A 24,032-nucleotide genomic window follows, 5' to 3' on the forward strand; every position below is an offset into this window, starting at 1 on the left:
GCCCTCAAGATCGAGCGCCGCCCGCGCGGCGCATCGCTGGCAAGCCAGCTCCCACATTTGTTTCGGGCCAGTTACTCCTGGCCTATCTCCACTGTCCGCCTTGTTGGCATGACGCAGTATCGAAGTGGGCGTTGCCGGCCTCTCACAAGGCTTGAGACATGCACCAAGGCGGGCAGCGGTACCCTCACAGACATAATTGGCCCGAAACAAATGTGGGAGCTGGCTTGCCAGCGATGCGCCGCGCGGGCGGCGCTCGATTTCATAGGCGCCGAAAGGGTCGCGGCGAACACCTGTCAGCCTTGACGCGGTGGAGCGCCCTACCCTCGCCAACCACCCCGGTACCGCTCTTCACCCCAAGCCAGCACCGTCTCCAGCAACCGCCGCAACACCACCTGCGCCGGCCGCGCCAGGTCCTCGCGATAGCCGAACGGCTCCACCTCATTCATATAGGTGCACTGCCCCAGCTCCAGTTGCACCGCATGGACATGGTTGGCCGGATCGCCGTAATGACGGGTGATATGCCCACCCTTGAAGCGCCCATTGAGCACATGGCTGTATGCCGGGAACTCGGCGCAAACACCCTGCAACCGCTCAGCCAGTACCGGATCGCAACTGGCGCCATTGAAGGTACCCAGGTTGAAATCCGGCAACTTTCCATCAAACAGATGCGGTATTACCGACCGAATCGAGTGCGCATCCCACAGCAACGCATAGCCAAACTCCTCACGCATCCGCGCCAGCTCGCGACGAATCGTGTCGTGGTACGGCCGCCAGATCTGCTCAAGGTACACGGCCCGCTGCTCAGGGCTGGGCGCCTTGCCTTCCTTGAACAACGGCTCCCCCTCGAACAGCGTCGCCGGATACAACCCGGTGGTCGCCCCGGCATACAGCGGCGTGTCGTCATCCGGCCGGTTCAGGTCGATGACAAACCGCGAGTACTCCGCCGCCACCACGCTGGCCCCCAGCTCACGAGCAAAGTCGTACAACTGCGGAATATGCCAATCGGTGTCAGGCAGGCTGCGCGCCGCGTCGACCAGGCCATCACGCACGGCGTCGGTCAAGCCAAGCCCGGCATGGGGCATGCTGATCAACAACGGCAGGCGGCCCTGGTGGAAACTCAATACCTTGTCCATGTCGCCTCGCTCAGTTGGAAATTTCATGGCCCAGGCGCACCACGCGCTTGGGCAGGTCGCCGCCGAGCCAGTAGCTGAGGTCAGCCGGGCGTTCGATCTGCCAGGCGACGAAGTCGGCCACCTTGCCCACCTCCAGAGAGCCGTGGCTGTCACCCAGGCCCAACGCTGTCGCGGCATGCACGGTGACGCCGGCCAGCGCTTCTTCCGGGGTCATGCGGAAACAGGTGCAGCCCATGTTCAGCATCAGGCGCAGCGACAGGCCCGGCGAAGTACCGGGGTTGAGGTCGCTGGCCAGGGCCATCTTCACCCCATGGCGGCGCAGGGCATCCATCGGCGGCAGCTGGGTTTCGCGCAGGAAGTAGAACGCCCCCGGCAGCAGCACGGCGACGGTGCCGGCTTCGGCCATGGCGATGGCGTCCTCTTCGGTCATGAACTCCAGGTGGTCGGCCGACAGTGCCTGGTAGCGCGCCGCCAGGCTCGAACCGTGCAGCGACGACAGCTGCTCGGCATGCAGCTTGACCGGCAACCCCAGCTCGCGCGCCTTGATGAATACCCGCTCGACCTGGGCCGGGGAAAACGCCAGGTGTTCGCAGAAGGCATCCACCGCATCCACCAAACCCTCGGCGGCCAGCGCCGGGAGCATCTCGTCGCAGATATGGGCGATATAGTCGTCCGCCCTCCCCGCGTACTCCGGCGGCAATGCATGGGCTGCCAGGCAGGTGCTGCGCACGGTCAGCGGCAGCGCCTCGCCCAGGCGCCGGGCCACGCGCAGCATCTTGCGCTCGCTGGCCAGGTCCAGGCCGTAGCCTGACTTGATCTCCAACGTGGTGACGCCATCGCGCATCAGTGCCTGGACCCGCTGATGGGCACTGGCGAACAGTTCATCCTCGCTGGCCGCGCGGGTAGCCCGCACGGTGCTGGCGATGCCGCCACCCTGGGCGGCGATCTCGGCGTAGCTCACGCCCTGCAGGCGCTGCTCGAACTCACCGCTGCGGTTACCGCCGAACACCGCGTGGGTGTGGCAGTCGATCAGGCCAGGGGTGACCCAGGCACCGCCCAGGTCGACGATACGGTCGGCCGCCACCGGCGGCACGTCGTCGCGGGGGCCGATCCACTCGATCAGCCCGGCGCTGGTGACGATGGCCGCGTCCTCGATGACCGAGTAGCGGCCTTGGCTCATGGTCGCCGCGTGGCAGTGCTGCCAGAGGGTTCTCATCAGGGTCTCCTTAAGGTTTCAGCGGTGCAGCTCGGCGGGCTCACGGGCCGGCTCGCCATTGCCCGCGCGCGGCTTGCACCACAGCAGGTAGGACGCGACCAGGAACACCACCCAGATGACACCTACGATCAATGCCGCCTGGGTATCCGGGAAGTAACCCAGCACACCAAAGATGAACAGCATGAAGGCAATGGCCATGGCCGGGCCATAGGGCCAGAACGGCACGGGGAACTTGAGCTGAGCGACCTGCTCGCGGCTCATGCTGCGACGCATGGCCACCTGGGTGACCAGGATCATCAGCCACACCCACACAGTGGCGAAGGTGGCGATCGAGGCGATCAGCAGGAACACGTTTTCCGGGATCAGGTAGTTGAGCAGCACACCAACCAGCAGCGCCGCGCCCATCACCACCACGGTCATCCACGGCACGCCGTGCCTGGACAGCTTGCCGAAGCCACGTGGCGCCTGGCCGTGCTGGGACAGGCCGTACATCATGCGGCCTGCGCCGAAGATGTCGCTGTTGATCGCCGAAATGGCGGCCGAAATCACCACGACGTTGAGCACTGCCGCCGCCGAGCCAATCCCCAGGTTGCTGAAGATCTGCACGAACGGGCTGCCTTGGCTGCCGATCTGCGGCCAGGGGTACAGGCACATCAGTACGAACAGGGTCAGCACGTAGAACAGCAGGATGCGCAGCGGCACGGCGTTGATCGCCTTGGGAATCACGCGGTGCGGGTCTTTCGCTTCACCGGCGGTAACGCCGATGATCTCGATGCCGCCGAAGGCGAACATCACCACGGCGAACGAGGCGATCAGGCCACTGACGCCATTGGGCATGAAGCCGCCATGCTCGAACAGGTTGCTGACACCGACAGCTTGGCCGCTGCCGACCTGGCTGAAACCGAAGGCCATGATGCCCAGGCCTGCGAGGATCATCGCCACGATGGCGCCGACCTTGAGCAGCGACAGCCAGAACTCCATCTCGCCGAATACTTTGACGTTGCACAGGTTCAGGCCACCGATCAGGAACACGATGCCCAGCACCCAGATCCAACGGGCCACTTCGGGGAACCAGAAGCCCATGTAGATCCCGAAGGCGGTCACGTCGGCGATGGCGACGATGACCATCTCGAAGGCGTAGGTCCAACCGAGGATGAAGCCGGCCATAGGGCCGAGGTAGGTGGTGGCGTAGTGGCCGAAGGAGCCGGACACCGGGTTGTGCACGGCCATCTCGCCGAGGGCGCGCATCACCATGAATACCGCGGCGCCACCGATCAGGTAGGCCAGCAGCACGGCCGGGCCGGCCATCTGGATGGCCGAGGCCGAACCGTAGAACAGCCCGGTACCGATTGCCGAACCGAGCGCCATGAAACGGATATGCCGGGCCGATAGCCCGCGGGTGAGACCTTGAGCTTGTTGCATGTCACGTCCTTATTGTTGTTCTGGTCGTGATGCCTGGATGGGGTCTGCTGCGCAGCCCAATCGCCGGCAAGCCGGCTCCCACATAAGCGGTTGTGGGAGCCGGCTTGCCGGCGATGGGCCGCAAAGCGGCCCCTGAGGGCATTACAGACTTGGCAGGACGCCGGCCGGCAGCAGGCCGGTCAAGGTCCCTTGGGCCAGCAGCGCGGAGGCGGCCTCGATATCCGGCGAGAAGAAGCGATCGCGGTCATAGTGCGGCACTTCGCGACGCAGCGCCTGGCGCGCCTGCTCAAGCTTGGCGGAGGTCTTCAGCCCCTTGCGCAGGTCCAGGCCCTGGCAGGCACCCAGCCATTCGATGGCCAGCACGCCGCGGGTGTTCTCGGCCATTTCCCACAAGCGCTTGCCGGCAGCCGGGGCCATCGACACGTGGTCTTCCTGGTTGGCCGAGGTTGGCAGGCTGTCGACGCTGTGCGGGTGCGACAGCGCCTTGTTCTCGCTGGCCAGCGCGGCAGCAGTGACCTGGGCGATCATGAAGCCGGAGTTGACCCCACCGTTCTCCACCAGGAACGGCGGCAGCTGGGACATGTGCTTGTCCATCATCAGCGAGATGCGGCGCTCGCTCAGCGAGCCGATCTCGGCGATGGCCAGGGCCAGGTTGTCGGCGGCCATGGCCACCGGCTCTGCGTGGAAGTTGCCACCGGAAATCACGTCGCCTTCGGCGGCAAACACCAGCGGGTTGTCCGACACGGCGTTGGCTTCGATGCCCAGCACCTCGGCGGCCTGGCGGATCTGGGTCAGGCAGGCGCCCATGACCTGGGGTTGGCAACGCAGCGAGTACGGGTCCTGGACCTTGTCGCAGTTCTTGTGCGACAGCGACACTTCGCTGGAATCGCCCAGCAGGTCGCGGAAGCACGCGGCGGTGTCGATCTGGCCACGCTGGCCGCGTACTTCATGGATACGGGCGTCGAACGGCGAGCGCGAACCCAGCGCGGCTTCCACGCTCAGGCCACCACAGGCGATGGCCGCAGCGTACAGGTCTTCGGCCTGGAACAGGCCACGCAGGGCGTAGGCGGTGGAGGCCTGGGTGCCGTTGAGCAGGGCCAGGCCCTCTTTCGCGGCCAGGGTCAGCGGCTCCAGGCCGGCAACAGCCAGGGCTTCGGTAGCGGGCAGCCACTGGCCCTTGTAACGGGCCTTGCCTTCGCCCAGCAGCACCAGCGACATGTGCGCCAGCGGGGCCAGGTCGCCGGAAGCGCCGACCGAACCCTTGAGCGGGATGTGTGGGTAGACCTCGGCGTTGACCAGGCCGATCAGCGCGTCGATGACTTTGCGGCGAATGCCGGAGAAGCCACGGCTGAGGCTGTTGATCTTCAGCACCATGATCAGGCGCACCAGGGCGTCGTCCAGCGGCGCGCCGATACCGGCGGCGTGGGACAGCACCAGCGAGCGCTGCAGGTTTTCCAGGTCGTGGCTGGCGATACGGGTCGAGGCCAGCAGGCCGAAACCGGTGTTGATGCCGTAGGCGGTGCGGTCTTCGGCGATGATCTGCTCGACGCAGGCGACGCTGGCGTCGATGGCGGGCGCGGCACTGGCATCCAGTTGCAGGCGCACGGGCGCGGCATGGATCGCACGCAGCTGGGCCAGGGTCAGGGTGCCGGGCTTGAGGGTCAGTTCGGTCACTTTGCTACTCCAATCGCATGGGGGCCTTGGCCCCCTTCTTGTTGTTCAGTATCACCCTTGTGGGGTGCGATCCATAGCGTGGCGATCAGCCAGTGATCATCGGCAGGTCCAGGCCCTGCTCCTTGGCGCAGTCGATGGCGATCTGGTAGCCAGCGTCGGCGTGGCGCATCACGCCGGTGCCTGGGTCGTTGGTCAGTACGCGGGCGATACGCTCGGCCGCCTCGTCGGTACCGTCGCAGACGATGACCATGCCCGAGTGCTGGGAGAAGCCCATGCCCACGCCGCCACCGTGGTGCAGCGACACCCAGGTGGCGCCGCCCGCGGTGTTGAGCAGGGCGTTGAGCAGCGGCCAGTCGGAGACCGCATCAGAGCCGTCGCGCATGGCTTCGGTTTCACGGTTGGGGCTGGACACCGAACCGGAGTCCAGGTGGTCGCGGCCGATGACGACCGGCGCCGACAGCTCGCCGCTGCGGACCATTTCGTTGAACGCCAGGCCCAGCTTGGCGCGCAGGCCCAGGCCAACCCAGCAGATACGTGCCGGCAGGCCCTGGAAGCTGATGCGCTCGCGGGCCATGTCCAGCCAGCGGTGCAGGTGGGCGTCGTCGGGGATCAGTTCCTTGACCTTGGCGTCGGTCTTGTAGATGTCTTCGGCGTCACCGGACAGCGCAGCCCAGCGGAACGGGCCGACACCGCGGCAGAACAGCGGGCGGATATAGGCCGGGACGAAGCCTGGGAAGTCGAAGGCGTTGGCCACGCCTTCTTCCTTGGCCATCTGGCGGATGTTGTTGCCGTAGTCGAAGGTCGGGATGCCCTGCTTCTGGAAGTCGAGCATGGCTTGCACGTGCACGGCCATCGACTGCTTGGCGGCCTTGACCACGCCCGCCGGGTCGGTCACCGCACGATCGCGGTACTCTTCCCAGGTCCAGCCGGCCGGCAGGTAGCCGTTGAGCGGGTCGTGGGCGCTGGTCTGGTCGGTGACCATGTCCGGGCGCACGCCACGCTTGACCAACTCTGGCAGGATTTCGGCGGCGTTGCCGTGCAGGGCGATGGAGATGGCCTTACCTTCGGCGGTGTACTTGGCGATGCGGGCCAGGGCGTCGTCGAGGTCGGTGGCCTGTTCGTCGACGTAGCGGGTCTCAAGGCGGAAATCGATGCGGCTCTGCTGGCACTCGATGTTCAGCGAGCAGGCGCCGGCAAGCGTTGCGGCCAGTGGCTGGGCACCGCCCATGCCGCCCAGGCCGGCAGTGAGTACCCACTTGCCTTTCAGGCTGCCGTTGTAGTGTTGGCGGCCGGCTTCGACGAAGGTTTCGTAGGTGCCCTGGACGATGCCCTGGCTGCCGATGTAGATCCAGCTGCCGGCGGTCATCTGGCCGTACATCGCCAGGCCCTTGGCATCCAGTTCGTTGAAGTGTTCCCAGTTGGCCCAGTGGGGTACCAGGTTGGAGTTGGCGATCAGCACGCGCGGGGCGTTGCTGTGGGTCTTGAACACGCCGACCGGCTTGCCCGACTGCACCAGCAGGGTTTCGTCGTCTTCCAGGCGGGTCAGGGTCTCGACGATCTTGTCGTAGCACTCCCAGTTGCGCGCGGCACGGCCGATACCGCCGTACACCACCAGTTCTTTCGGGTTCTCGGCGACCTGCGGGTCGAGGTTGTTCATCAGCATGCGCAGCGGCGCTTCGGTCAGCCAGCTCTTGGCGGTCAGCGTGTTGCCACGTGGAGCACGGATTTCTACGTCACGGTATTTGTTGTTGTCGGTCACGGGGATGTCCTCTGCGGTCATGCGACGGCGTGTGTTTGTGTCGTGGTGCTATACAAACACATCTTTACTTGTATGTACAAGCATGGACAACCAAATTAATCAGACCACTCCTCGGAAGATTTCGTAAAACCAAAGGGGCCGCTGCGCGACCCTTTCGCGACACAAGGCCGCTCCTACAGGGAATCGCATACCCCTGTAGGAGCGGCCTTGTGTCGCGAAAGGGCTGCGAAGCAGCCCCCACTCACAGAACTCGAATTCAGCGCGGCATCAGCTCGATCAGGCAGAACCGCCCCTGCACATCCAGCGCCAGCAACCCTTCGTTGCCTTCCAGCCGCAAGCAGTCATACCGGCCCAGCTGCTGGGTCTTCTGCCCCGACAGCCCGACCTCCACATGATTGCTCGCCGCAAACAACAACACCGTCGACGCCGAGCTGAACAGCCGGCTGCTGCCATCGAACCACTGCAACCGCGCGCGATACCGCTGCGGTGCATAGATCAGGTTGAAGTCGCGAATCGCCCCACCCAGCAGCTTGCATCTGACCTGGCTCTCGCCGCTGAAGGCGAAGGCATCGAACGGCAGCAATGGCCGACTGGCCTGGCCGTCCACCAGCAGGCGCATGCCGTCACCCTGCAGCACGGTGATGATCCGCTGATAACCGGCAAAGGTGGAAAAGCCGCCGGATTCCTCGATATCGGCAATCGACAGGCGCCAGCCGAAACCGTCCAGGCCGTCGCCGGCATCGCGGGTGATCTCTTCGGTGAAACCGCCACCGTTCTTCCAGGGCATGCGCGGGTAATCCTGCGCACGCAACAGCTGCAACGCACTCATTTACTGAATCGTCCTTCCAGGCGATGACGGGAACCGGGGTGGATCAGGCGCGCGGCGGTCACCGGCTGGCGGCCCGACCAGGTGCGGCGGCGGATCAGCAGGCACGGCTCGCCGCGCTCGATCTGCAACAGCTGGCACTCGTCAGGCTCGGCAAGAATGGCCTCGACCACGTGCTCGCCTTCGGTGAGCGGCGCCACCTGCGACAGGTAGGCGTAGGGCGTCTGCCGGGTGAAGTCCTGCTTGAGGTACTCGGGGGCGATGGCGGCGTTGACGTAGCGGTCTTCGATCTGCACCGGCACGCCGTTCTCGTAGTGCACGATCAGCGAATGGAACACCCGCTGGCCCTCACGCATGTCCAGCGCCAGGGCACGCTCGGAGCCGGCGGCCTCTTCGGCGAGCTTGATCACCTGGCAGCTGTGCTGGTGGCCACGGCTGGCGATTTCATCGGCGATGTTGTTGACCTCGAACAACGCCGAGCGGGTCTTGGGTTCGGCGACGAAGGTGCCGACCCCCTGCATGCGCACCAACAAGCCTTCGGCGGTCAGCTCGCGCAGGGCGCGGTTGATGGTCATGCGGCTGAAGCCCAGCTCGCTGACCAGCTCGCTCTCCGACGGTACCCGGTGATGCGGCGGCCAGCTGCCGTTTTCGATCTGCTGGGCAATCATCTGCTTGACCCGGGCATAAAGCGGCGCCGGCCCTTCGCCCATCTGGGCAACCAGCGCGGAGACAGGAGGTGTCGGCACGGCGTGGAATCCTTGTACGGTTGGAGTGAACGGTAGCTTGCCGGAGTTTACCCGGCAGGCAAACGGCTGTATATGTATATACAAGTTAAACAATAACAGGATTTCACCGATGCCCGCCTATTTCGCCGAACGCGCCTTGCTGCCCACGGGCTGGGCCCGCCATGTCCGCCTCGAAGTCGCCGCCGATGGCCGGCTGACGTCGATCGAGGCCAATGCCAGCGCCGAGGGTGCCGAGCGCCTGGCCGGGCCGCTGCTGCCGGGCATGCCCAACCTGCACTCGCACGCGTTCCAGCGGGCCATGGCGGGGTTGGCGGAAGTGGCGGGCAACCCCAATGACAGCTTCTGGACCTGGCGCGACCTGATGTACCGCCTGGTCGGCAAGATCACCCCCGATCAACTGCAGGTCATCGCCCGCCAGCTGTACATCGAGATGCTCAAGGCCGGCTACACCTCGGTGGCCGAGTTCCATTACGTGCACCATGACCAGAACGGCCAGCGCTATGCCGACCCGGCCGAGCTGTCGCGGCGCATCAGCGCCGCCGCCGCCGCCAGCGGCATTGGTTTGACCCTGCTGCCGGTGCTCTACAGCCACTCAGGCTTTGGCGGGCAAGCGCCCAACGAGGGGCAACGGCGCTTCATCAACACCACCGAACAATACCTGGCGCTGCAACAGCAGCTTGCACCCGTGCTGGCCGCGCAACCAGCGCAACAGCTGGGGCTGTGCTTCCACTCACTGCGCGCGGTCACGCCGGGGCAGATCGCCGAGGTTCTGGGCGCCAGCGACAAACACTGCCCGATCCATATCCACATCGCCGAGCAGCAGAAAGAAGTCGACGACTGCCTGGCCTGGAGCGGCCTGCGCCCCTTGCAATGGCTCTATGAACACACCGAAGTCGATTCGCGCTGGTGCCTGGTGCATGCCACCCATGCCGAACCCGACGAGGTCACCGCCATGGCCCGCAGCGGCGCGGTGGCCGGCCTGTGCCTGACCACCGAGGCCAACCTGGGCGACGGCATCTTCCCGGCAGTGGATTTCCTGGCCCAGGGCGGGCGCATGGGGATTGGCTCGGACAGCCATGTGTCGCTGAGCGTGGTCGAGGAGCTGCGTTGGCTGGAATACGGCCAGCGCCTGCGCGACCAGCGCCGCAACCGTCTGTATCGCGCCGATCAGCCGATGGTCGGGCGCACCTTGTACGACGCCGCGCTGGTGGGCGGTGCCCAGGCGCTGGGGCAACCGATCGGCGAACTGGCCGTGGGCAAGCGCGCGGACTGGCTGGTGCTGGATGGGCAGGACCCGTACCTGGCCGTGGCTGACGGCGATGCCATCCTCAACCGCTGGTTGTTCGCCGGTGGCGATCGCCAGGTGCGCGATGTGATGGTCAATGGGCAGTGGGTGGTGCGCCAGGGGCGGCATGGGCAGGAAGAAGAGAGTGCGCGGGCGTTTACCAAGGTGCTGCAGGAGCTGCTCAGCTAGAACCCAAATCCTGTAGGAGCGGCCTTGTGTCGCGAAAGGGCCGCAAGGCGGCCCCGGCAATTGCTGCTTTGATCACAGAATGCTGGGGGCGCTTCGCACCCCTTTCGCGACACAAGGCCGCTCCTACAGGGACCGTGTTCCGGATCAATGCCGGGCGACGATCTCTTTGTCCGCCGTGCGCCAGATCAACCGGCTGGTGTCATACCCCTGCTGGCGCGCCTTGGCCAACAGGTTCTCGCGCTGCCACGCCGGTAGCGTCGGCGTGCGCGACAGGATCCACAGGTACTTGCGGTCCGGGCTGCCGACAATTGCACTGTGGTAGCGCTCATCGACGAACAGGATCCAGTAGTCACCCTTGGCCACCCCCGGCACCAGGCGGGTGAACCAGTTGTCGAACTCCACCCACAGCTTGTCGGTGTGCCCATCCTGCTGCGGCGTGGCATGGCCTTCGGCGCGCAACCACTCGTCACCCATCGTGCGGCAGCGGTTGAGCACGCCCACCGTGCCATCGGGCTTGAGGTTGTAGTGCGCCTCGCTTTGGGCGCAGCCGTCCTGGTACTTCATGGGCAGGCGAGCCAGCTCGAACCATTTGCCCTGGTAACGCTTGAGGTCGACCGCACCTGCGGTCTTCGGCGCCAGCGGGTCGGTGGCCGAGGTGGCGCAGCCACCCAGCAGCATCACCAGGCACACGCCCAGCAGCAGGTGCAGACGCCTCATTTGAGACCCTGCCCGGAATACATCAACACCTTGTCCGCCGCGTACTGCACGCTGATGAAGCTCTTCTCGTCCCCCCAGGTGCAACTGCTCATGCCCAGCGCACCAGAGCACTCCTTGGGCGTACCCAGCAGTTGCTCGACCTCGGCCTTGTTCATGCCGGCCTTGAGCTTGGAATAGTTTTCCTGGTTGATCTTGCTGCACGCGGTCAGGACGACGCACAAGGACAACAGGGCGAGGGAACGCAACGACATGAAGGGACACTCCTGGAGGTGGATACACAGGTGCGAGGAACCTGCAGGGAGCTTAGAAGGGAAAAAGGCTGCTCGGTTCCCTGGCCATGTGGCTTTTGTCATAGGCCATTGGTCGGCTGGCGCGCAAACGATTCATGTTTTCCCCCGAACTGTCGAAACAGATCCGACGGTGTGGCCTTTTGCCGCACCTGCCCTCCTCCGTGCCCGTGCGCAGACTTCTAGAAAAATGACCAGAAACCTCAAGTTCAGCCACAAGATCCTGCTGGCCGCCGCCCTCGTGGTGGCCGTCGCCTTCACCTGTTTCGTGCTGTTCAACGATTACCGACAACGCCAGTCCCTGCGCAGTGACACGGAGGCCACGCTGCAGGACCTGGGCAATCTCACCGCCGGTAACATTCGCAACTGGCTGGACAGCCGCATCCAGCTGCTCGACTCGCTGGCCCAGCAGATCGTCGTCGACGGCCCGAGCAAGGCCAGCCTGGCCCGCAGCCTGGCACTGCCGGTCTACGGCAACAACTTCATGCTCACCTACTTCGGTGGCCAGGACGGCAGCATGCAGTCGGTGCCGGTGGGCAGTCGCGCCGCCGACTACGACCCACGCGTGCGCGGCTGGTACAAGGCGGCCAGCGCCGCTGGCCAGACCATCGTCACCGAGCCGTACATCTCGGCCTCGGCCGGCAAGCTGGTGATCACCCTGGCCACCCCGGTGAACCAGGCCGGCCGAATGATCGGCGTGAGCGGCGTCGACACCGACCTGCAGACCATCAGCAAGCTGATCAACGCCCTGGACTTCGACGGCCGCGGCCATGCCTTCATCGTCAACGGCGAAGGCAAGATCCTCATCCACCCCAAGGGCGAGCTGGCGCTCAAGTCCCTTGCCGACGTCTATCCCGACAACACCCCGCGCATCGGCAGCGGCCTGAAAGAGGTCGAGGTCGAAGGCCGCAAGCAGTTCATCAGCTTCACCCATGTCGACGGCGTGCCTTCGGCGGACTGGTACGTGGCACTGGTGCTGGACCAGGATGCGGCCTTCGCCATGCTCGGCGAGCTGCGCACGTCGGCGGTGGTGGCAACCCTGATCGCGGTGGTGGTGATCATCGCCCTGCTCGGCCTGCTGATCCGCGTGCTGATGGAGCCTCTGCACGTGATGGGCCGCGCCATGCATGACATCGCCGAGGGTGAAGGCGACCTGACCCGCCGCCTGAAGATTCACGCCCAGGACGAATTCGGCAGCCTGGCGCAGTCGTTCAACCGCTTCGTCGAGCGCATCCACGAATCGATCCGCGAAGTGGCCTCGGCCACCGGCCAGGTCAACAGCGTGGCCGGCCAGGTGGTCAGCGCCTCCAACGCTTCGATCCATAACGCCGACCAGCAGTCCAGCCGCACCAGCAGCGTGGCCGCGGCGATCAACCAGCTCGGCGCCGCCGCCCAGGAGATCGCCCAGAACGCCGCCCTGGCCTCGCAGCACTCCAGTGCCGCGCGCGGCCTGGCCGAGGAAGGCCAGCAGGTGGTCGGCGAGACCATCGAGGTGATGAACCAACTGTCGGCGCGCATCAGCGACGCCAGCGGCAACATCGAGACGCTGAACAACCACACGGTGAACATCGGCCAGATCCTCGATGTGATCAGCGGCATCTCCCAGCAGACTAACCTGCTGGCGCTCAACGCTGCCATCGAAGCAGCCCGTGCCGGCGAGGCCGGGCGTGGTTTCGCAGTGGTGGCCGACGAGGTGCGCAACCTGGCGCACCGCACCCAGGATTCGGCGCAGCAGGTGCAGCGCCTGATCGAAGAGTTGCAGGCCGGCGCGCAGATGGCCGTGAGCACCATGAACCAGAGCCAGCACCACAGCGACCGCAGCGTGGGTATCGCCAACCAGGCCGGCGAGCGCCTGGGCAGCGTGACCCAGCGTATTGGCGAGATCGACGGCATGAACCAGTCGGTGGCCACCGCCACCGAAGAGCAGACGGCCGTGGTCGAGTCGATCAATGTCGACATCACCGAGATCAATACGCTGAATCAGGAAGGGGTGCACAACCTGCAGAGCACCTTGCGTGCCTGCACCGACCTGGAACGCCAGGTGGAGCGGTTGAAGCATCTGGTGGGGAGCTTCAGGATCTGAAATAGCTGGGGCCGCTTTGCGGCCCTTTCGCGGCACAAGGCCGCTCCTACAGAGGGACGCGATCTCCTGTAGGAGCGGCCTTGTGCCGCGAAAGGCCTGCGCAGCAGGCCCAGCGATTCAGAACCTGGACCCAGGCTCCAGCAAAAAGTCCATCTCTTCGCTGGTACTCGGCCGCTCCAGCACCAGGTTGCGGTGCGGGAAGCGCCCGAAGCGGGCAATCACCCGCTGGTGCTGTTCGGCATAATCGAGGAACCCTTCGAACAGCCGGCGGTTCGCCTCCGGCTGCTCACCCAGCAACAGCTGGTAGCGCTCCACGCACAGGTTCTGCCAGTCCAGCACTTCGGCGTGCTCCAGCACCAGCAGTACGAACACCCGCTGGATCGGCAACAGCTGGTAGTCCCAGCCCTTCTGCAAACCCTGCATGGCCACCACCTGCGCCCGCCGGTCGCCGTCGAAGGCGCGCGGCGTGTCGCGGTGAATCATGCGTGGCAGCTGGTCGAGCAACAGCAGCAAACCAAGCCAGCCTTGCGGGCTCTGCTGCCATTCGTCGAGCCCGCCCGCCAGGGCCTGCTCGCACAGGTCGCCGAACAGCGCCTGGGCGTCGGCATCATGGTGCTTGCCGAACCACAGCGTGCTCTTCTCGTCAGCCACGGCCTGGGCACTGGTGCCCCAACCGAACCACCATTCCAGCAACGGCTGCCAAGGTGCGAGCATGGTTTACTCCTTGTGGTACGCGGTGACGCGCTCGACCTCTTCCTTCGAGCCCAGAATGACCGACACGCGCTGGTGCAGGCCTTCAGGCTTGATGTCGAGGATGCGCTGGTAACCATCGGTGGACACGCCGCCGGCCTGTTCGATGATGAACGACATCGGGTTGGCTTCGTACATCAGGCGCAGTTTGCCCGGCTTGCTTGGGTCGCGGCCGTCGCGTGGGTACATGAACAGGCCGCCACGGGTCAGGATGCGGTGCACATCGGCGACCATCGAGGCGATCCAGCGCATGTTGTAGTTCTTCTTCAGCGGGCCGGTCTCACCGGCCAGCAGCTCGCCCACGTAACGCTGAATCGGGGCTTCCCAGTGGCGCTGGTTGGACATGTTGATGGCAAACTCGGCGGTGCTTTCCGGCACGCGGATGTTCTCGTGGGTGAGCACGAAGCTGCCCAGTTCGCGGTCCAGGGTGAAGCCCTTGACGCCGTTGCCCAGGGTGAGGATCAGCATGGTCTGCGGGCCATAGATGGCGTAACCGGCGGCGACCTGCTGGGTGCCTGGCTGGAGGAAAGCGTTTTCGTTGAGGGTTTCGTTCTGGCTCAGGTACTCGTTAGGGCAACGCAGCACCGAGAAGATGGTACCGACCGAGACGTTGACGTCGATGTTCGACGAGCCGTCCAGCGGGTCGAACACCAGCAGGTAAGCACCTTTGGGGTATTTGCCCGGAATCTGGTAGGCGTTGTCCATCTCTTCGGAGGCCATGCCGGCCAGGTGGCCGCCCCACTCGTTGGCTTCGAGCAGGATGTCGTTGGAGATGACGTCGAGCTTCTTCTGCACTTCGCCCTGTACGTTTTCGGTGCCCATGCTGCCCAGGACACCACCCAGCGCGCCTTTGGAGACGTGGTGGCTGATTTCCTTGCACGCACGCGCCACCACTTCGATCAGGAAGCGCAGATCGGCAGGGGTGTTGTTGCTGCGGGTCTGCTCAATCAGATAGCGACTCAGGGTAACGCGGGACATGTATGGCTCCGAAAGGGAAAGGGGTAGAAAACCCCCGCAGTTTACAGGGAGAGTGCAACGCTAGCGAGCAAAGAGACTCGCTGGGCGGGCTTGAGTTCAGCATGGACCTTGCCGATGGTCGGTAGGGTCTGCTGCACAGCCCTTCGCGGGCAAGCCCGCTCCCACAGGTATAGCGCTGCCACCAAGGGCGGCGAAGTACCTGTGGGAGCGGGCTTGCCCGCGAAGGGCCGCGCAGCGGCCCCAATGAAATCAATCCAACGCCTTCCAGATCTCGGTGGCATATTCGCGAATGGTCCGGTCCGATGAGAACCAGCCCATCCGCGCGGTATTGAGCACCGCCATGCGCCACCAGTCCTGCGGCGCATGCCACAGCTCCTCGACCCTGCGCTGGGCATCCCAGTAGGCGTCGAAATCGGCGCACACCAGGAAACGGTCATAGGCGATCAGCCCATCCACCAGCCCGGTGTAGCGCGACGGATCATCCGGTGAAAACACCCCACTGCGGATCGCCTGCAATACATCGCCCAACCGGTGCGAAGCGGCAATTGCCGCGCTGGCGCCAAAGTCGCCGCTGCGCTTGCGCGCCTCCACCTGCTGGGCAGTCAGCCCGAAGATGAACATGTTCTCGGCGCCGACCTGTTCACACATCTCGACATTGGCACCGTCCAGCGTGCCGATGGTCAGCGCGCCATTGAGCCCGAACTTCATGTTGCTGGTACCCGACGCCTCGTACCCGGCCGTGGAGATCTGCTCGGACAGGTCTGCCGCCGGGATGATGCTCTCGGCCAGGCTGACGTTGTAGTTGGGCAGGAACACCACCTTGAGCAAGCCACGCACGGTGGGGTCGTTGTTGACCACCCGGGCGATGTCATTGGCCAGCTTGATGATCAGCTTGGCCTGGTGGTAGCTGGCTGCCGCCTTGCCGGCGAAGATCTTCACCCGGGGCACCCAGTCGGTGCCGGGGTCGTGGCGCATGGCCTGGTACAGCGCCACGGTGTGCAGCAGGTTGAGCAGTTGGCGCTTGTATTCGTGGATGCGCTTGACCTGCACGTCGAACAGCGCCTCGGGGTTGACCGTCACCCCCAGCCGATCCTGGATGATGCCGGCCAGGGCGCGCTTGCTGTGCAGGCGCTGGGCGGCGAACTGCTGGCGAAAATCGGCCTTGTCGGCGAAGGGCGCCAGGGCCTTGAGCTTGCCTTCCGGGTCGTCCAGCACTTCCGGGCCCAGGGCCTCGATCAGCATCGCCGTGAGCGGCGGGTTGGCCTGGTACAGCCAGCGGCGGAAGGTGATGCCGTTGGTCTTGTTGTTGATCCGCTGCGGGTAGAGCTTGTGCAGCTCGGCGAACACGGTGCTTTTCATCAGCTTGCTGTGCAGCGCCGATACGCCATTGACGCTGTGCGAGCCGAGGAATGCCAGGTTGCCCATGCGCACGCGGCGGCCATTGTCCTCTTCGATCAACGACACCGCGCGCAGCACGTCGAAGTCGTGCAGGCCTTTGGCCCGCAGGGCGTCGATGTGATAGGCGTTGATCAGGTAGATGATCTGCATGTGCCGCGGCAGCATGCGCTCCATCAACGCCACCGGCCAGGTTTCCAGGGCCTCCGGCAGCAGCGTGTGGTTGGTGTAGGCCAGGGTGCCGACGGTCAGCTGCCAGGCGGTGTCCCAGGGGATCTCGTGCTGGTCCACCAGCAGGCGCATCAGCTCGGCCACGGCAATCGACGGGTGGGTGTCGTTGAGCTGGATGGCGGCGGCATCCGGCAGGTTGAGCAGGCTGTCGTGCATGTTCAGGTGACGGCGCAGCAGGTCTTGCAGGGAGGCGGAAACGAAGAAGTACTCCTGGCGCAGCCGCAGCTCCTGACCGGCCTCGGTGCTGTCGGCCGGGTAGAGCACGCGCGAAATGCTCTCCGCCCGCGCCACCTCCGCCACGGCCCCCAGGTGGTCACCGGCATTGAAGCGTTCCAAGTGCAGCTCCTCCAGGGCCCGGGCTCGCCACAGGCGCAGGGTGTTGACGCTGGAACCACGCCAGCCGACCACCGGCGTGTCGTAGGCCACCGCCCGCACCGTCTCGCCCGGCCACCACACCTGGCGCTGCTGGCCGCTGCCCTCGTGCACGGTCTCGACGCTGCCACCGAAGCTGATCGGGTAGATCACCTCGGCGCGCTCGAACTCCCACGGGTTGCCGAAATCCAGCCAGTTTTCGGTTTGTTCCTGCTGCCAACCATCGACCACCGCCTGGCGGAACAACCCATGCTCATAGCGGATGCCATAGCCATGGGCGGCGATCCCCAGCGTCGACATGCTCTCCATGAAGCACGCCGCCAGGCGCCCCAGGCCACCATTGCCCAGCGCTGCGTCGGGCTCGAGCAGGCGAATGCGTTCCAGGTCCACGTCCAGCCCTTGCAGGGCTTCGCGGGCGATCTCCAGGTAGCCGAGGTTGCTCAGGCTGTCATACAGCAGCCGGCCGATGAGGAATTCGAGGGAGAGGTAATAGACGCGCTTCTGGCTGCGCCGGTAGGCACGCCGGGTGTGGTCCATCCAGTGGTCGACCATATGATCGCGCGCCGCCAGGGCGATGGCCTCGAACCAGTCGTGGTCGAAGGCGTGTTCCGGGTCCTTGCCGACCGCGTAGGTCAGCTTGGCCAGCACGGCGGCGCGAAACTCGGCCACCTCTTTGTCATGAGCTTTGGCCTCACGGGCCTTGTTTTCCTGGGACATGCGACATCCTCGGGCAAGTAGGCTAAAGCGTAGGGAGAGTGTTCAGCCTAGACGGTCTGACACGGAGCGACAGCGACCGTTCGCGGTTTTCATGCAGCGCCGGTAAATCAGGCAAAAGGTTGTTCACAATTTGAACAACTCCGGTATGATCGCGCGCCCCAAGACCGTGATTCGCCCCCCAAAAAATGAAAACGACCCTGATCGCCGCCGCCGAAGTCGACCGCCTGGAGACTTGGCAGCGCTATGCCAGCCATATGTGCGGTGGCTGCCACTCGACCTGCTGCACCTTGCCGGTGGAGGTGAAGATCAAGGATCTGATCCGCATTGGCGTGGTGGATGAGTTCGAAAAAGACGAACCGCCGAAGAACGTGGCCAAGCGCCTGCAGAAGGAGGGCATCATCGAGCGCTTCAACCAGAAGTCGGGGATCTTCACCCTGACCCGGATGAGCAACGATGACTGCATGTACCTGGACCGCAAGAGCCGGCTGTGCACCATCTACGACAAGCGCCCGGACACCTGCCGCAACCACCCCAAGGTCGGGCCGCGGCCAGGGTACTGTGCGTACAAGCCCAAGGTGGTCGGGCGCTGAGGCGGCTTTACATTTGAGAGATTGGGGCTGCTTTGCAGCCCTTTCGCGGCACAAGGCCGCTCCTACAGGAGATCGCGTTCCCTTGTAGGAGCGGCCTTGTGCCGCGAAAGGGGCGCAAAGCGGCCCCAGTTTTTTGAAGGCAAACAAAAACGCCCCCGGCCTTTCGACCGGGGGCGTTTTCATTGCGCCTGAACTAACTCAGTTCTTGGCTTTCTTGGCAGCGCGGGTACGCTCGCCTTCGTCCAGGATCTTCTTGCGCAGACGGATCGACTTCGGCGTGACTTCGCACAGCTCGTCGTCCTGGATGAACTCCAGGGCCTGTTCCAGGGTGTGGCGAACCGGCGGCACCAGGGCGATGACTTCGTCCTTGCCCGAAGCACGCATGTTGTCGAGCTTCTTGCCTTTGGTCGGGTTCACGCCCAGGTCGTTGTCGCGGCTGTTCAGGCCGATGATCTGACCGTTGTAGATCTCCTGGCCGTGCTCGACGAACAGCTTGCCGCGCGCCTGCAGGGTTTCCAGCGAGTAGGTCAGTGCCTTGCCGGTCTCGACCGAAACCAGAACACCGTTCAGGCGGCCGGACATCTGGCCGGACTTCATGGTGTCGTAGCGATCGAAGATCGAGGTCAGGATGCCTGCACCGTTGGTCAGGGTCAGGAACTGGTTACGGAAACCGATCAGACCACGGGCCGGGATGTTGTACTCCAGGCGAACACGGCCCTTGCCATCCGGGACCATGTTGGTCAGGTCGCCTTTACGCAGGCCCATCTCTTCCATGACCTTGCCCTGGGATTCTTCAGGGATGTCGATGGTGACGTTCTCGAACGGCTCTTGCTTGACGCCGTCGACTTCGCGAATGATCACTTCAGGACGGCCAACGGCCATCTCGAAGCCTTCACGACGCATGGTTTCGATCAGTACCGACAGGTGCAGCTCACCACGGCCCGAGACCTTGAACTTGTCTGGGGAGTCGGTTTCCTGAACGCGCAGGGCAACGTTGTACAGCAGCTCTTTGTCCAGACGGTCCTTGATGTTGCGGCTGGTGACGAACTTGCCTTCCTTGCCGCAGAACGGCGAATCGTTGACCTGGAAGGTCATCGAAACGGTCGGCTCGTCGACGGTCAGCGGCTTCATCGCTTCTACCGCGTCCGGGGCGCACAGGGTGTCGGAGATGAACAGCTCGTCGAAACCGCTGATGCAGACGATGTCGCCAGCCTGGGCTTCTTCGACGTCGACGCGGTGCAGGCCGTGGTGGCCCATCAGCTTGAGGATACGGCCGTTACGCTTCTTGCCGTCGACATCGATGGCAACAACCGGGGTGTTCGGCTTGATGCGACCACGGGCGATGCGGCCAACACCGATAACACCCAGGAAGCTGTTGTAGTCCAGTGCCGAGATCTGCATCTGGAACGAACCGTCACGGTCAACGTCCGGCGCCGGTACGTTGTCGACGATCGACTGGTACAGGGCAGTCATGTCTTCGCCCATGGCGGTGTGGTCCAGGCCGGCGATGCCGTTCAGGGCCGAGGCGTAGACGACTTTGAAGTCCAGCTGTTCGTCGGTGGCACCGAGGTTGTCGAACAGGTCGAAGATCTGGTCCAGCACCCAGTCAGGACGCGCGCCCGGACGGTCGACCTTGTTGATCACGACGATTGGCTTGAGGCCAGCTTCGAAGGCTTTCTTGGTCACGAAGCGGGTTTGCGGCATCGGGCCGTCTTGCGCGTCGACCAGCAGCAGCACGGAGTCGACCATCGACATTACACGCTCGACCTCGCCACCGAAGTCGGCGTGGCCGGGGGTGTCGACGATGTTGATGTGGTAGCCGTTCCAGTTGATGGCGGTGTTTTTCGCCAGGATGGTAATGCCGCGCTCTTTTTCCTGGTCGTTGGAGTCCATGACGCGCTCGTCGTTGAGCTCGTTACGCTCCAGGGTGCCGGACTGGCGCAGGAGTTTGTCGACCAGGGTGGTTTTACCATGGTCAACGTGGGCGATGATGGCGATGTTACGCAGATTTTCGATCACAACTGTATCTCGATCAGAGGATTCGGTTGCCGCCAGTGTAGGCGGCGAATATGTACGGTTTGAGGCTCAGCGGGCCCGATGGTCGGGAGGGCGATGGCGGATGCTGCCGCCATACAGCCCTGGCGTCTTATGTCGGACGATAAACACGCACATTGGCATGTCCCTCACTGAGCAGGTGGTGTGCGTGCAGACGGCTCATCACACCTTTGTCGCAATACAGCAGGTACTGGCGGTTGCCGTCGAGCTGCTTGAATTTGCTGTTGATCGCGTAGAACGGCATGGCCTGGACTTCGACGCCTTCGATCAGCAGAGGTTCGTCCTCTTGAGCGTCGGGGTGACGAATGTCGATGACGATCTGCCCAGGCAGCGCCTCGCTGACTTCCTCGACTTCGATGTCCTTGCCCAGCTCGTCGATCACATGGTCGATGGAGATGAACTTGGCGCGTTCCAGGGCGCGCTCCAGCACGGCCATGTCGAACTGCTTCTCTTCGTGCTCCATGCGGTGGCGCTTGGCATGGGTGGTCGGGTTCACCGAGATCACGCCGCAGTACTCAGGCATGTGCTTGGCGAAGTCGGCGGTACCGATTTCGGTGGCCTGGTCGATGATGTCCTGCTTGTGGCTGGCCAGCAGCGGGCGCAACACCAGCTTGTCGGTGGCCGAGTCGATGATCGACAGGTTCGGCAGGGTCTGGCTGGAAACCTGGGAGATCGCCTCGCCGGTGACCAGCGCGTCGATCTGCAGGCGGTCGGCCATGTGGGCTGCGCCGCGCAGCATCATGCGCTTGAGGGTCACGCCCATGTAGCTGTTGTCGACCTTGTTGAGGATTTCGCCGACCACTTCCTCGAACGGCACGCTGATGAACAGCACGCGCTGGCTGCTGCCGTACTTCTTCCACAGGTAGTGGGCCACTTCCATCACGCCCAGCTCGTGGGCACGGCCGCCGAGGTTGAAGAAGCAGAAATGGGTCATCAGGCCACGACGCATCATCTGGTAGGCCGCCACGGTGGAGTCGAAGCCACCGGACATCAGCACCAACGTTTGCTCCAGGGCGCCCAGTGGGTAGCCACCGATGCCGTTGTGCTGGTTGTGGATCACGTACAGGCGCTGGTCGCGGATCTCGATGCGCACCAGTACTTCGGGCTTCTTCAGCTCGATGCCGGCCGCGCCGCATTGCTGGCGTAGCTGGCTGCCGACGTAGCGGTCGACGTCCATCGAAGTGAAGTCGTGGTGGCCGCCACGCTTGCAGCGCACGGCGAAGTACTTGCCGGCCAGCAGATGGCCGAAGTGCTGCTTGCACTTCTCGACGATGTCGTCGAAGTCGCCCAGCGGGTATTCCTGCACTTGCAGGAAGTGGGTGATCCCCGGGGTGCAGCGCAGGCGCTCGATCATTTCGCGCTGGATCTTCTCGTCCTCGACGCGGGTGACCACTTCGAGATTGTCCCAGACACCGTCGACCGCGAGCTCAGGATCCAGATCCTTGAGCACGTTGCGGATGTTCTTGCCGAGCTGGCGGATGAAGCGCTTGCGCACCGGCCGGCTCTTGATGGTGATTTCTGGGAAGACTTTGACGATGAGTTTCATGGGTTTAGCAGCGCGCCCAGGGCCTACCGAAAATGAGGGGCGCGAATTATAGCGGAAATTGCTCAGGTTTTGAGCAACTTTTGTACAGGAGGTTGCATTTAGGTTGCCGGGCCGCCCGCATCGCGGGGCAAGCCCGCTCCCACGCCGACCTCCGCGGGAGCGGGCTTGCCCCGCGATGAGGCCCACAAACACATCAAGGCACCATAATGGTGCGAACAACTCAAAAAGCGCATCTTAAGGGTGCAGTTTTTCTCCCCGCCCTACCCCCAAATGCCCGCAACCGCCCCCTTTTATCCCGTCCTCGCCATTTTCGGGCACTGGCATGCAATTTGCTCCCTTGTGAGGCAGGTAAGCTTGGCCGACTATCCGCGCCCAGCGTCACCCTTTTTCCAGGGCAGCGGCCCACCGCGCTCTAGACCATCCGGAGGACAACATGTCGAAGTCGGTTCAACTCATCAAAGATCATGACGTCAAGTGGATTGATCTGCGTTTCACGGACACCAAGGGCATTCAGCATCACGTGACCATGCCGGCGCGTGATGGCCTGGACGAAGACTTCTTCGAAGTCGGCAAGATGTTCGACGGCTCCTCCATCGCTGGCTGGAAAGGCATCGAAGCCTCCGACATGATCCTGATGCCGGTCGACGACACCGCCGTACTGGACCCGTTCACCGAAGAGCCGACCCTGATCATCACCTGCGACATCGTCGACCCGTCGAGCATGCAGGGCTACGATCGCGACCCACGTGCGATCGCCAAGCGCGCCGAAGAGTACCTCAAGAGCACCGGCATCGGTGACACCGTGTTCGCAGGCCCGGAGCCTGAGTTCTTCATCTTCGACGAAGTGAAGTTCCAGTCGGACATCTCCGGCTCGATGTTCAAGATCTTCTCCGAGCAAGGCTCGTGGATGACCGGCGCTGACGTGGAAGGCGGCAACAAAGGCCACCGTCCAGGCGTGAAAGGCGGCTACTTCCCGGTTCCGCCGTTCGACCACGACCACGAAATCCGTACTGCCATGTGCAACGCACTGGAAGAGATGGGCCAGATCGTCGAAGTTCACCACCACGAAGTGGCGACTGCCGGCCAGAACGAAATCGGCGTCAAGTTCAACACCCTGGTGAAGAAGGCCGACGAAGTACAGGCGCTGAAATACGTCGTGCACAACGTTGCCGACGCCTACGGCCGCACCGCTACCTTCATGCCGAAACCGCTGTACGGCGACAACGGCTCGGGCATGCACGTGCACATGTCGATCTGGAAAGACGGCAAGAACACCTTCTCCGGTGAAGGCTATGCCGGCCTGTCCGACACCGCCCTGTACTTCATCGGCGGCATCATCAAGCACGGCAAGGCCCTGAACGGCTTCACCAACCCGTCGACCAACTCCTACAAGCGCCTGGTCCCAGGCTTCGAAGCCCCGGTGATGCTGGCCTACTCGGCCCGTAACCGTTCTGCCTCGATCCGCATTCCTTACGTCGGCAGCCCGAAAGCCCGCCGTATCGAAGCGCGCTTCCCGGACCCATCGGCCAACCCGTACCTGGCCTTCGCGGCCCTGCTGATGGCTGGCCTGGACGGCATCCAGAACAAGATCCACCCAGGCGATGCTGCCGACAAGAACCTGTACGACCTGCCGCCAGAAGAAGCCAAGGACATCCCGCAGGTATGCGGCAGCCTGAAAGAGGCCCTGGAAGAACTGGACAAAGGCCGTGCGTTCCTGACCAAGGGCGGCGTGTTCTCCGACGACTTCATCGATGCCTTCATCGAACTCAAGAGCGAAGAAGAGATCAAGGTCCGTACCTTCGTGCACCCGCTGGAATACGAGCTGTACTACAGCTGCTGATCTGATCGGCGCACCGCGCCGGTGATGTGATCAAGACGGCCTCCTTCGGGAGGCCGTTTTCGTTTCTGCGCCTGAAAGTCATCACGCAATCGTCTGTAGGAGCGGCCTTGTGTCGCGAAAGGGGCGTGCAGCGCCCCCCTGGACTTAAGCATCAATCCCAACAACGCTGAGGCCGCTGCGCAGCCCTTTCGCGACACAAGGCCGCTCCTACAGACAGCTCA

18 protein-coding genes and 1 pseudogene are annotated in these 24,032 nt (G+C 63.9%); 5 read left to right on the forward strand and 14 right to left on the reverse strand.

The features are described 5' to 3' along the window. Nucleotides 1-317 precede the first annotated feature (317 nt). From hutG to hutC, 7 genes are all read right to left on the reverse strand, one after another. Nucleotides 318-1,133, reverse strand: a complete 816-nt coding sequence (gene hutG / locus IX761_RS10405) for an N-formylglutamate deformylase (RefSeq protein ID WP_194789741.1) — start codon at nucleotides 1,131-1,133, stop codon at nucleotides 318-320. A gap of 10 nt (nucleotides 1,134-1,143) precedes the next feature. Further along, nucleotides 1,144-2,349, reverse strand: a complete 1,206-nt coding sequence (hutI, locus tag IX761_RS10410) for an imidazolonepropionase (RefSeq protein ID WP_194789509.1) — start codon at nucleotides 2,347-2,349, stop codon at nucleotides 1,144-1,146. Nucleotides 2,350-2,367: 18 nt separating this feature from the next. Continuing rightward, complete coding sequence (locus IX761_RS10415) at nucleotides 2,368-3,771, reverse strand: amino acid permease (RefSeq protein ID WP_194789510.1); 1,404 nt, start codon at nucleotides 3,769-3,771, stop codon at nucleotides 2,368-2,370. Nucleotides 3,772-3,912: 141 nt separating this feature from the next. Then, complete coding sequence (hutH, locus tag IX761_RS10420; RefSeq protein ID WP_194789511.1) at nucleotides 3,913-5,445, reverse strand: histidine ammonia-lyase; 1,533 nt, start codon at nucleotides 5,443-5,445, stop codon at nucleotides 3,913-3,915. A gap of 85 nt (nucleotides 5,446-5,530) precedes the next feature. Then, on the reverse strand, nucleotides 5,531-7,204 hold the full coding sequence (gene hutU / locus IX761_RS10425) for a urocanate hydratase (RefSeq protein ID WP_194789512.1): 1,674 nt from the start codon (nucleotides 7,202-7,204) through the stop codon (nucleotides 5,531-5,533). A gap of 256 nt (nucleotides 7,205-7,460) precedes the next feature. Next, on the reverse strand, nucleotides 7,461-8,033 hold the full coding sequence (locus IX761_RS10430; protein ID WP_194789513.1) for a HutD family protein: 573 nt from the start codon (nucleotides 8,031-8,033) through the stop codon (nucleotides 7,461-7,463). Beyond that, entirely contained in the window at nucleotides 8,030-8,740 is a 711-nt protein-coding gene (gene hutC, locus IX761_RS10435; RefSeq protein ID WP_194789742.1) for a histidine utilization repressor, read from the reverse strand. Before hutC ends, IX761_RS10430 begins: the two co-directional genes overlap by 4 nt. A gap of 145 nt (nucleotides 8,741-8,885) precedes the next feature. Between hutC and IX761_RS10440 the strand changes: the two genes are divergently transcribed. Then, nucleotides 8,886-10,250, forward strand: a complete 1,365-nt coding sequence (locus tag IX761_RS10440; protein WP_194789514.1) for a formimidoylglutamate deiminase — start codon at nucleotides 8,886-8,888, stop codon at nucleotides 10,248-10,250. 144 nt (nucleotides 10,251-10,394) lie between these two features. Here the strand turns inward: IX761_RS10440 and IX761_RS10445 are convergent, their stop codons facing one another. Both IX761_RS10445 and bamE read right to left on the reverse strand, forming a co-directional pair. Further along, nucleotides 10,395-10,967, reverse strand: coding sequence for a lipocalin family protein (locus tag IX761_RS10445; protein ID WP_194789515.1), 573 nt, complete (start codon nucleotides 10,965-10,967; stop codon nucleotides 10,395-10,397). Then, a complete protein-coding gene (gene bamE, locus IX761_RS10450; protein WP_011536093.1) occupies nucleotides 10,964-11,218 on the reverse strand; it encodes an outer membrane protein assembly factor BamE domain-containing protein in 255 nt (84 codons plus the stop codon). The genes IX761_RS10445 and bamE overlap by 4 nt, the downstream gene beginning before the upstream one ends. 226 nt (nucleotides 11,219-11,444) lie before the next feature. On the opposite strand from bamE, the pseudogene IX761_RS27560 reads away from it, so the two are divergent. Next, nucleotides 11,445-12,482 (forward strand): annotated as a pseudogene (locus tag IX761_RS27560) (cache domain-containing protein); the annotation flags it as partial. A 129-nt stretch (nucleotides 12,483-12,611) separates the two neighbouring features. After that, nucleotides 12,612-13,337: a methyl-accepting chemotaxis protein gene (locus IX761_RS27565; protein WP_416366771.1), complete on the forward strand. Its 726-nt coding sequence runs from the start codon at nucleotides 12,612-12,614 to the stop codon at nucleotides 13,335-13,337. Nucleotides 13,338-13,454: 117 nt separating this feature from the next. Here IX761_RS27565 and IX761_RS10460 read toward each other — a convergent pair whose 3' ends face one another. From IX761_RS10460 to IX761_RS10470, 3 genes are all read right to left on the reverse strand, one after another. Then, nucleotides 13,455-14,051 (reverse strand): DUF924 family protein, encoded by a 597-nt coding sequence (locus tag IX761_RS10460; RefSeq protein WP_194789517.1) that lies wholly within the window; start codon nucleotides 14,049-14,051, stop codon nucleotides 13,455-13,457. A 3-nt stretch (nucleotides 14,052-14,054) separates the two neighbouring features. After that, a complete protein-coding gene (locus IX761_RS10465) occupies nucleotides 14,055-15,065 on the reverse strand; it encodes a class 1 fructose-bisphosphatase (protein ID WP_194789518.1) in 1,011 nt (336 codons plus the stop codon). Between the two features lie 249 nt (nucleotides 15,066-15,314). Next, the gene (locus IX761_RS10470) at nucleotides 15,315-17,780 is read right to left on the reverse strand and encodes a glycogen/starch/alpha-glucan phosphorylase (RefSeq protein WP_194789519.1); all 2,466 of its coding nucleotides are present in this window, start codon (nucleotides 17,778-17,780) and stop codon (nucleotides 15,315-15,317) included. Between the two features lie 185 nt (nucleotides 17,781-17,965). Between IX761_RS10470 and IX761_RS10475 the strand changes: the two genes are divergently transcribed. Continuing rightward, entirely contained in the window at nucleotides 17,966-18,370 is a 405-nt protein-coding gene (locus IX761_RS10475) for a YkgJ family cysteine cluster protein (protein WP_016712459.1), read from the forward strand. A 198-nt stretch (nucleotides 18,371-18,568) separates the two neighbouring features. Here the strand turns inward: IX761_RS10475 and typA are convergent, their stop codons facing one another. Continuing rightward, nucleotides 18,569-20,389, reverse strand: coding sequence for a translational GTPase TypA (typA, locus tag IX761_RS10480; RefSeq protein ID WP_194789520.1), 1,821 nt, complete (start codon nucleotides 20,387-20,389; stop codon nucleotides 18,569-18,571). 127 nt (nucleotides 20,390-20,516) lie between these two features. Then, complete coding sequence (thiI, locus tag IX761_RS10485; protein ID WP_194789521.1) at nucleotides 20,517-21,971, reverse strand: tRNA uracil 4-sulfurtransferase ThiI; 1,455 nt, start codon at nucleotides 21,969-21,971, stop codon at nucleotides 20,517-20,519. Between the two features lie 433 nt (nucleotides 21,972-22,404). Between thiI and glnA the strand changes: the two genes are divergently transcribed. Further along, nucleotides 22,405-23,811, forward strand: coding sequence for a type I glutamate--ammonia ligase (glnA, locus tag IX761_RS10490; RefSeq protein WP_194789522.1), 1,407 nt, complete (start codon nucleotides 22,405-22,407; stop codon nucleotides 23,809-23,811). Nucleotides 23,812-24,032 lie beyond the last annotated feature (221 nt).

Source organism: Pseudomonas sp. UFMG81, assembly GCF_015354575.1.
GTDB lineage: Bacteria > Pseudomonadota > Gammaproteobacteria > Pseudomonadales > Pseudomonadaceae > Aquipseudomonas.

Coding starts and splice junctions, on each gene's coding strand:
- hutG (WP_194789741.1), bottom strand. CDS start 1,133: ATGGACAAGGTATTGAGTTTCCACCAGGGCCGCCTGCCGTTGTTGATC.
- hutI (WP_194789509.1), bottom strand. CDS start 2,349: ATGAGAACCCTCTGGCAGCACTGCCACGCGGCGACCATGAGCCAAGGC.
- IX761_RS10415 (WP_194789510.1), bottom strand. CDS start 3,771: ATGCAACAAGCTCAAGGTCTCACCCGCGGGCTATCGGCCCGGCATATC.
- IX761_RS10430 (WP_194789513.1), bottom strand. CDS start 8,033: ATGAGTGCGTTGCAGCTGTTGCGTGCGCAGGATTACCCGCGCATGCCC.
- hutC (WP_194789742.1), bottom strand. CDS start 8,740: ATGGGCGAAGGGCCGGCGCCGCTTTATGCCCGGGTCAAGCAGATGATT.
- IX761_RS10440 (WP_194789514.1), top strand. CDS start 8,886: ATGCCCGCCTATTTCGCCGAACGCGCCTTGCTGCCCACGGGCTGGGCC.
- IX761_RS10445 (WP_194789515.1), bottom strand. CDS start 10,967: ATGAGGCGTCTGCACCTGCTGCTGGGCGTGTGCCTGGTGATGCTGCTG.
- bamE (WP_011536093.1), bottom strand. CDS start 11,218: ATGTCGTTGCGTTCCCTCGCCCTGTTGTCCTTGTGCGTCGTCCTGACC.
- IX761_RS10460 (WP_194789517.1), bottom strand. CDS start 14,051: ATGCTCGCACCTTGGCAGCCGTTGCTGGAATGGTGGTTCGGTTGGGGC.
- IX761_RS10465 (WP_194789518.1), bottom strand. CDS start 15,065: ATGTCCCGCGTTACCCTGAGTCGCTATCTGATTGAGCAGACCCGCAGC.
- IX761_RS10470 (WP_194789519.1), bottom strand. CDS start 17,780: ATGTCCCAGGAAAACAAGGCCCGTGAGGCCAAAGCTCATGACAAAGAG.
- IX761_RS10475 (WP_016712459.1), top strand. CDS start 17,966: ATGAAAACGACCCTGATCGCCGCCGCCGAAGTCGACCGCCTGGAGACT.
- thiI (WP_194789521.1), bottom strand. CDS start 21,971: ATGAAACTCATCGTCAAAGTCTTCCCAGAAATCACCATCAAGAGCCGG.
- glnA (WP_194789522.1), top strand. CDS start 22,405: ATGTCGAAGTCGGTTCAACTCATCAAAGATCATGACGTCAAGTGGATT.